The sequence below is a fragment of the Streptomyces sp. NPDC002133 genome (genome assembly GCF_040296405.1).
GTDB lineage: Bacteria > Actinomycetota > Actinomycetes > Streptomycetales > Streptomycetaceae > Streptomyces.
In genome coordinates this window covers 19,678-27,892 of sequence record NZ_JBEOXF010000084.1, presented here as the reverse complement: position 1 = coordinate 27,892, position 8,215 = coordinate 19,678, and the positions used below count along the sequence as shown (strand labels likewise).

The window sequence follows — 8,215 nt, the reverse complement described above, 5'->3', positions numbered from 1 at the left end:
ATTCGGTGCCCGCTTCGCGATCGTGCAACGGAAGGTCATCATCGGCGACGAGATGGGTCTGGGAAAGACGGTCGAGTCACTCGCCGTACTCGCCCGCGCGTGCAGCCTGCGCAGCGGCCTCGGCGCGTACCAGGCGTGCCGCCCCAGCAGCCGCATCGCTGCGGGCACGAGCACCCCGCGCACCGCGATCGCGTCGATGACGATGGCCAGCCCGCTGCCGAGCCCGAACATCTGCAGGAAGCTGATGTTGCTGGTGCCGAAGGCGAAGAAGCTCACGGCGAGCAGCCCGGCGGCCATGCTGACGATCCGCCCGGTGCGCGAGAGGCCCGCCGTCACCGTCGTCGTACGGTCTGCCCCGGCGTCGTGCAGCTCCTTCATCCGGCTGGTCACGAAGACCTCGTAGTCCATCGAGAGACCGAACGCGACGCAGAAGAGCAGCACGGTCATCGAGGTGTCCAGCGGCATCGGTGTGAAGCCGAGGACCGAGGCGAGATGGCCGTCCTGGAAGATCCACACCATCGCGCCGACGGCCGCGGACAGGCTGATCAGGTTCAGCAGCAGCGCCCGCAGCGGCTGCACGACGCTGCCGGTGAAGAGGAAGAGCAGGACGAAGGTCGACACCGCGATCATGCCGATGGCGAGCGGCAGCCGGCCGGAGATTGCTGCCTTGGAGTCGACCAGCCGCGCGTCGTCGCCGCCGACCAGGGCATCGGTGCCGGCAGGCGCGGGCACGGCCCGGATGTCGTGGACGAGATCCTGGGCCGCGTCCGACTTCGGCGTGAGCGAGGTGACGACGACCAGGCGCTGGGCGTCGGGGCGGCCGAGTGCCGCGTTCTGCGGGGTGGCGTCCCCGCTCGCACCGTCCGTGTACGTGCCGCTGCTCGCGTCGACGCGGACGACGCCGTCGAGCCGGGACAGCTCGGTCGCGTACGCGGCGAGCGGCCCGGACGCGACGGGCCCCGCCGTGACCACCTGCACGGAACCGGTGTCGTCGCCGGCGAAGTCCCGCTGGACGGTGGCCGCGACCTGGCGGCTCGCCGCGGTCTCGGGGAGCACCCGCTCGTCCGGCGTGCCGAAGCCGACGCCCAGCAGCGGGCTCGCGACCACGAGCAGGACCGCGAGCACGGGGAGCGCGGTCAGGGCGGGCCTGCGCATGACGGTGCCGGCGAGGCGTCCCCAGAAGGGCGCGTCGGGCCGCCGCGCCGATGCCGCCCACGGCAGCCGGCCCTTGTTCAAACGGTGTCCGAGGAGCACCAGCAGCGGCGGTACGACCAGGAGGGCGGCGAGCACGGCGACCACGACGACGCCGATGCCCGCGTACGCGAAGGAGCGCAGGAAGAACGGCGGGAAGACGAGCAGCGCGGCGAGGGCGGCGGCCACGGTGGCGGCCGAGAACACGATGGTCCTGCCCGCCGTGCGGACGGTCGTCACCACCGCGTCCTCGACCTCGTCACCGGCCGCGAGCTGCTCGCGGAAGCGGCTCACCAGCAGCAGGGCGTAGTCGATGCCGAGGCCGAGCCCGAGCGCGGTGGTGAGGTTGACGGAGAACACCGACACATCGGTGAGCGACCCGAGGACGAAGAGCTCGGCGAAGGTCCCGACGATCGCGATCAGTCCGACGACCAGCGGCAGGAGCGCCGCGAGCAGGCTGCCGAAGGCGAGCACGAGCAGCCCGAGAGTCACGGGGACGGCGATGGCCTCGGCGACCGCGAGGTCCGTACCGACCTGCGAGGTGACCTCGTTGCCGATGGCGGCCTGGCCGCCGGCCCGCACCGAGACCCCGCCCCGGTCGCCCGCGTAGGTGTCGGTCAGTTTCTTCGCGCGGTCCGCGCGTTCGTCCTCCGTGCCGGTGACATGGGCCGCGACGAGTGCCTGGTCGCCGCCCTCGGATGCGAGCTGCGGGCTCTCGGCGTCCCAGTATGAGACCACATTGGTCACCGTGGGGTCCTTCCTGAGCCCTTCGGCGATGGCGCGCCCGCGCTTTTCGACGGCGGGGGACGACAGCCCTCCGGCAGCCGGGCCGTCGGACGAGACCAGGAAGACGAGGTCGGTCTCACCGCCGAACCGCTTGTCGATGAGGGCCTGCGCCCGTGTCGACGGCGCATCGGGGTCGTCGAATCCGCCCCCGAGCAGTTTGCCGAATGCCCCGGTCCCGAGCACGGCCATGACGGCGACAACGGCCGCCGCGAGTACGAGTACGAGGCGTGCGCGGCGCAGTGAGAGCGCGGCGATCCTGGTCAGCATGGGCCTCCCCCTTGTGTTCCCGCCGATGTTTACGGCGTTAACAACGACTGTCCCAGGGGATGTTTATGCTGTCAACATCGGGCAGGATGAAGTCATGGCGAGTACTCACGGGGCGACGAGCGGCAAGACCGGCTACCACCACGGCGACCTGCGCAACGCGCTGATCGCCGCCGCGGTCGACCTGGCGACCGAAGGGGGCCCGGAGAAGGTCGTCCTGCGGGAGGCGGCCCGGCGCGTCGGCGTGTCGCCGACGGCCGCGTACCGCCACTTCGACGGCCAGGGCGACCTGCTGCACGCGGTGAAGGTCCACGGCCAGGTGGCGCTCGCCGAGTCGATGAAGCGCGCCGCCGCCCAGGTGCCCGCATCCGGGGATCCCGGGGAGGTGGCCGAGCGGCGGATCGCCGCCATGGGCCGTGGCTACCTCGGCTTCGCCCTCGCCCAGCCCGGTCTCTACCGGTCCGCCTTCTGCAGCCCCAAGCACACCGACGGCCCGGACGAGGCGTGGGACGGGCTGGTCCCGGTGGGTTCCGGTCCGGAGTACGGTGCGTTCGTGCTGCTCACCGAGGCGCTCGACCAACTCGTCGCCACCGGCCGGATGCCGACCGGTGACCGCCCGGCCGCCGAGATCGCCGCGTGGTCGACCGTCCACGGCCTGTCGATGCTGCTCCTCGACGGCCCGCTGAACCGGCTGTCGGCCGAGGAGCGCGACGCCCTGATCGACCGGACCGTCGCGACGATCGCCGCCGGCCTGACGGCGCCGCGGCCGGCCCTCCGGCCCGCTTCGTCGTCCGAGTCCTGAAGCGCCGGATGGATGGGCCGGCGGGCACGAGGCCGCGGAGTGAGAGTCAAGCCGCGGTTCGTCTGCTGTCAAGCAACCGTCAAGTCCTGTGCCGCTTGGGAAGGTTGGCGTTGGATCGCATCGTTCTTGTAATGCGCGCAACACCCCGGCACGGTCCTGGGCGTTGTACAACGTAAGCTGTACCGGTGCTGATTCACGGCAAGTGGGGCGATACCCCTAGGTTTCCCGCCCGCCGGGGCGGTTCCCCGCCGGGAAAGACCGGCGGCGTGTCCGAAATAGGATGTATTGGGTCGGCAGTGTAGAACGGGAGACGTGACGGCTATGACGGAAAATCTCCAGCTCCGCGTGTGTAGTGCCGTCCCCGCGCCGGGCAGTCCGCAGTGACAGGTACCCGGCAGGTGCGCCCCGACGCCTCCACGCGCACCACACTCGACAAGGCTGCCGACGAGAACTTTCCGGTGGCCCCCTTCTTCCTGCCGCGTGCCTGGCGCGACGACCTCATGGCCGTGTACGGCTACGCCCGCCTCGTCGACGACATCGGCGACGGCGACCTCGCGCCCGGCGGCGCCGACGCCCGCCATCTCGGCCTCGATGCCGCGCAGGCCGACGACCGGCTCGTGATGCTCGACGCCTTCGAGGCCGACCTGCGACGCGTCTTCTCCGCCGCCGGCGACGCCCACGCGGACGGCAGCGGCGAGGGCGACGGCGGCCGTGACACCCCGCGCCATCCGCTGCTGAGCGCCCTCGTCCCGACCGTGCGCCGCTGCTCGCTCACCCCCGAGCCGTTCCTCGGCCTGATCGAGGCCAACCGCCAGGACCAGCTCGTCGGCCGCTACGAGACGTACGACGACCTCGTCGCGTACTGCGAGCTCTCCGCCAACCCCGTCGGCCGCCTCGTCCTCGGGATCACGGGTACCACCACCCGCGAGCGCGTGGGCCTCTCCGACAAGATCTGCACGGCACTCCAGATCGTCGAGCACCTCCAGGACATCCCGGAGGACCTGGCCCGCGACCGGATCTACCTCCCGACCGAGGACATGAGGCGGTTCCAGGTCACCGAGGCCGACCTGGCGGCGCCGAACGGGGGCGCATCGGTGCGCGCCCTGGTCGCGTACGAGGCCGAACGCGCCCGGCGCCTGCTGGATGAAGGCACCCCCCTGGTGGGTAGCGTCCACGGCAGGCTCAGACTGCTGCTCGCCGGGTTCGTGGCCGGAGGGCGCGCCGCCCTCGACGCGATCGCGGCCGCCGGACACGACGTACTCCCCGGCCCGCCCAAGCCCACCGGGTCACGACTCATCCGCGAAGTGGGAGCTGTGTTGCGTAGAGCCGGTAGAGAGGGGTGAGCCGGAGCATGGAGGGACAGACACACATGTCCGCGCCGGTGCAGGCCGCGTACAGCTACTGCGAGGCCGTCACGGGACAGCAGGCCCGCAACTTCGCGTACGGCATCCGACTGCTGCCCGCGGACAAGCGGCAGGCCATGTCGGCGCTCTACGCCTTCTCACGACGCGTCGACGACATCGGCGACGGCGCCCTCGCCGAGGACGCCAAGCGCGACCGGCTCGAGGCGACCCGTGAACTCCTCGGCAGGATCCGCGACGACAAGGTCGACGAGGACGACACCGACCCGGTCGCGGTCGCGCTCGCGGACGCGGCGCGCCGTTTCCCGATCCCGCTCGGCGGACTCGACGAACTCATCGACGGCGTCCTGATGGACGTCCGCGGCGAGGCCTACGAGACCTGGGACGACCTCAAGGTCTACTGCCGGTGTGTCGCGGGTGCCATCGGCCGGCTCTCGCTCGGCGTGTTCGGCACGCTGCCGGGCGCGCGGGGTGCCGACCGCGCCCCCGAGTACGCCGACACGCTCGGCCTCGCCCTCCAGCTCACCAACATCCTCAGGGACGTCCGCGAGGACGCTGCCAACGGCCGCACGTACCTGCCGGCCGACGACCTCGCCAAGTTCGGCTGCTCCGAGGGCTTCCACCGCACCGGCCCGCCGTCCGGGGCCGACTTCACCGGCCTCGTCCACTTCGAAGTCCGGCGCGCCCGGGCCCTGTTCGCCGAGGGCTACCGGCTGCTGCCCATGCTCGACCGGCGCAGCGGAGCCTGCGTCGCCGCCATGGCCGGGATCTACCGACGTCTCCTCGACCGTATCGAGCGCGATCCCGAGGCGGTGCTGCGCGGTCGTGTCTCGCTGCCCGGCCGGGAGAAGGCGTACGTCGCCGTCCGCGGCCTCTCCGGGCTCGACGCCCGGAACGTCTCCCGGCAGACCGTCAGGAGGCGTGCCTGATGCGCCCTCCCACGTCCCGTCGGTACAGGCACGCGCGTCACCGGCACGCAACCCTCCGCGACGGCGCTGCGTCCCTGACTGCGACGACCGGGGTGGGCATGCCCACGAGCGGTTCGCGAGCAGTCGTTCCGCAGGACCGCGGGCATCTCCCGGGCGAGGCTCTGGAGGAGCGTGACGCCGTCGCCGGGCGCCGGCGCCCGGCCGCCGGCCCGTGCACGGGCACGCCGGCGGGGAGGGAGGGCTCATGACGCACGACGGCACGACGTCCGAACGGCACGCGGTCGTCGTCGGCGGCGGAATCGCCGGAGTCACCGCTGCCCTCCGGCTGGCCGACTCGGGACTGCGCGTCACCCTCGTCGAGAACCGGCCGCGCCTCGGCGGCCTCGCCTTCTCCTTCCGGCGGGGCGATCTGACCGTCGACAACGGCCAGCACGTCTATCTGCGCTGCTGCACCGCCTACCGCTGGTTCCTCGACCGTGTCGGCGGCGCACATCTGGCCCCGCTGCAGCCCCGCCTCGACGTCCCCGTGGTCGACGTCGCCCACCCGAAGGGGCCGCGGCTCGGCCGGCTGCGCCGCACCGCGCTGCCCGTGCCGCTGCATCTCGCCGGCAGCCTGGCCACGTATCCGCATCTCTCCCTCGCCGAGCGGGCGGCCGTCGGCCGTGCCGCGCTCGCGCTCAAGGGACTCGACCCCGCCGACCCCGCCCTCGACGGCGTCGACTTCGCCACCTGGCTGGGCCGCCACGGCCAGTCCCGGCGCGCCGTCGAAGCCCTCTGGGACCTCGTCGGCGTCGCCACGCTCAACGCCACCGCGCCGAACGCCTCGATGAGCCTGGCCGCGATGGTCTTCAAGACCGGACTGCTCTCCGAGCCCGGTGCCGCGGACATCGGCTGGGCGCACGTACCGCTCGGCGACCTCCACGACACGCTGGCCCGCAAGGCCCTCGACTCCGCCGGGGTCCGCACCGAACTGCGCACCCGCGTCAGCGCCGTCACACGCACCGGCGACGGCCGCTGGAACGTCACGGCGGGCGCCGAGCGGTTCGACGCGGACGCCGTCGTCCTCGCCGTACCGCAGCGCGAAACGCATGCCCTGCTGCCCGAGGGCGCGCTGGAGAACCCGGACCGGCTCCTCGACATCGGCACCGCGCCCATCCTCAACATCCATGTGGTCTACGACCGCACGGTGCTGCGCCGGCCCTTCTTCGCCGCGCTGGGCACCCCTGTCCAGTGGGTCTTCGACCGCACCGATGCCTCCGGGCTGCTGAGGGGCGGGCCCGAAGGGACCTCGAGCAAGGGCGGTGACGGGCGGGCGGGACAGTACCTGGCCCTGTCCCAGTCGGCCGCCGAGGACGAGATCGACACGCCCGTCAACGTGCTGCGCGAGCGCTACCTCCCGGAGCTGGAGCGGCTGCTGCCCGCGACACGCCGAGCGGAGGTACGGGACTTCTTCGTCACCCGGGAGCGTACGGCCACGTTCGCCCCCACCCCCGGCGTGGGCAGGCTCCGGCCCGCCGCGCGCACCAGGGCACCCGGCCTGTACCTTGCCGGATCGTGGACCGCCACCGGCTGGCCCGCGACCATGGAGGGTGCCGTGCGCAGCGGCTTCACAGCCGCCGGCGCCGCGCTCACCGCCCTCGGCCGTCCCCATGCACATCCGCTCAAGGAGGCGGCATGAGAACCGAGTCTGGAACCAGAGGAGAGAAAGTGCCGACTGCGCCTTCGGCGAACCCGGCTGTCGACATCGCGGACGTCACCGCGCTGCTCGAACGCGGGCGGACCTTGTCCACCCCGGTGCTGCGTGCTGCCGTGGACCGGCTCGCGCCGCCCATGGACACCGTCGCCGCCTACCACTTCGGCTGGATCGACGCGCAGGGCCGCCCCGCGGAGGGCGACGGCGGCAAGGCCGTACGCCCGGCGCTGGCGCTGCTGTCCGCGGAAGCCGCCGGTGCCGCCCCCGAGACCGGCATCCCCGGCGCCGTCGCGGTCGAGCTGGTGCACAACTTCTCGCTGCTCCACGACGACCTGATGGACGGCGACGAGCAGCGACGCCACCGCGACACGGTGTGGAAGGTGCACGGCCCGGCCCAGGCGATCCTCGTCGGCGACGCGCTGTTCGCGCTCGCCAACGAGATCCTGCTGGAGCTCGGCACCGTCGAGGCCGGACGCGCGACACGCCGCCTCACCACCGCGACGCGCAAGCTCATCGACGGACAGGCCCAGGACATCTCCTTCGAGCACCGCGAGAGGGTCACCGTCGAGGAGTGCCTGGAGATGGAGGGCAACAAGACGGGCGCACTGCTCGCCTGCGCCGTGTCCATCGGCGCGGTGCTCGGCGGCGCCGACGACCGCACCGCCGACACGCTGGAGGCGTACGGCTACCGCCTCGGGCTCGCCTTCCAGGCCGTGGACGACCTCCTCGGCATCTGGGGCGACCCCGACGCGACGGGCAAGCAGACCTGGAGCGACCTGCGCCAGCGCAAGAAGTCACTGCCGGTCGTCGCCGCGCTCGCCGCGGGCGGTCCGGCCTCCGAGCGGCTCGGCGAGCTGCTCGCGGCCGACGCCAAGAGCAATGACTTCGACAGCTTCTCCGAGGAGGAGTTCGCCACCAGGGCGGCCCTGATCGAGGAGGCCGGCGGCCGCGAGTGGACCTCCCAGGAGGCCCGCAGGCAGCACGCCATCGCGATCGGGGCACTGGACCGTGTCGAGATGCCCGAGCGGGTCCGGGCGCAGCTCGTTGCGCTCGCCGACTTCGTCGTCGTACGCAAGAGGTGACCACCGTCGGGGCGCGGCGGCCGGTCACGCCGTACGGACGAGATGATCAGGCCTCGGAGATGATCACGATCAACCGCATATGAGCTCGCAGTCGCCGGCCGGTGCCC

General features: G+C 72.4%; 6 protein-coding genes. 5 read left to right on the top strand and 1 reads right to left on the bottom strand.

The features are described 5' to 3' along the window. Positions 1 to 2,244, bottom strand: a 2,244-nt coding sequence (locus tag ABT078_RS39235; protein ID WP_351236660.1) for an MMPL family transporter, incomplete at its 3' end; no start/stop codon positions are given. A 94-nt stretch (positions 2,245 to 2,338) separates the two neighbouring features. On the opposite strand from ABT078_RS39235, the gene ABT078_RS39230 reads away from it, so the two are divergent. The 5 genes from ABT078_RS39230 (at position 2,339) to ABT078_RS39210 (ending at position 8,108) form a co-directional block, all read left to right on the top strand. Further along, the gene (locus ABT078_RS39230; RefSeq protein WP_351236658.1) at positions 2,339 to 3,043 is read left to right on the top strand and encodes a TetR/AcrR family transcriptional regulator; all 705 of its coding nucleotides are present in this window, start codon (positions 2,339 to 2,341) and stop codon (positions 3,041 to 3,043) included. 380 nt (positions 3,044 to 3,423) lie between these two features. Further along, on the top strand, positions 3,424 to 4,386 hold the full coding sequence (gene hpnC, locus ABT078_RS39225; protein WP_351236656.1) for a squalene synthase HpnC: 963 nt from the start codon (positions 3,424 to 3,426) through the stop codon (positions 4,384 to 4,386). Between the two features lie 8 nt (positions 4,387 to 4,394). Beyond that, positions 4,395 to 5,333 (top strand): presqualene diphosphate synthase HpnD, encoded by a 939-nt coding sequence (hpnD, locus tag ABT078_RS39220; protein WP_351236654.1) that lies wholly within the window; start codon positions 4,395 to 4,397, stop codon positions 5,331 to 5,333. A gap of 244 nt (positions 5,334 to 5,577) precedes the next feature. After that, a complete protein-coding gene (gene hpnE / locus ABT078_RS39215; RefSeq protein WP_351236652.1) occupies positions 5,578 to 7,011 on the top strand; it encodes a hydroxysqualene dehydroxylase HpnE in 1,434 nt (477 codons plus the stop codon). After that, entirely contained in the window at positions 7,008 to 8,108 is a 1,101-nt protein-coding gene (locus tag ABT078_RS39210; RefSeq protein ID WP_351236650.1) for a polyprenyl synthetase family protein, read from the top strand. Before hpnE ends, ABT078_RS39210 begins: the two co-directional genes overlap by 4 nt. The last annotated feature ends 107 nt before the right edge of the window (positions 8,109 to 8,215 follow it).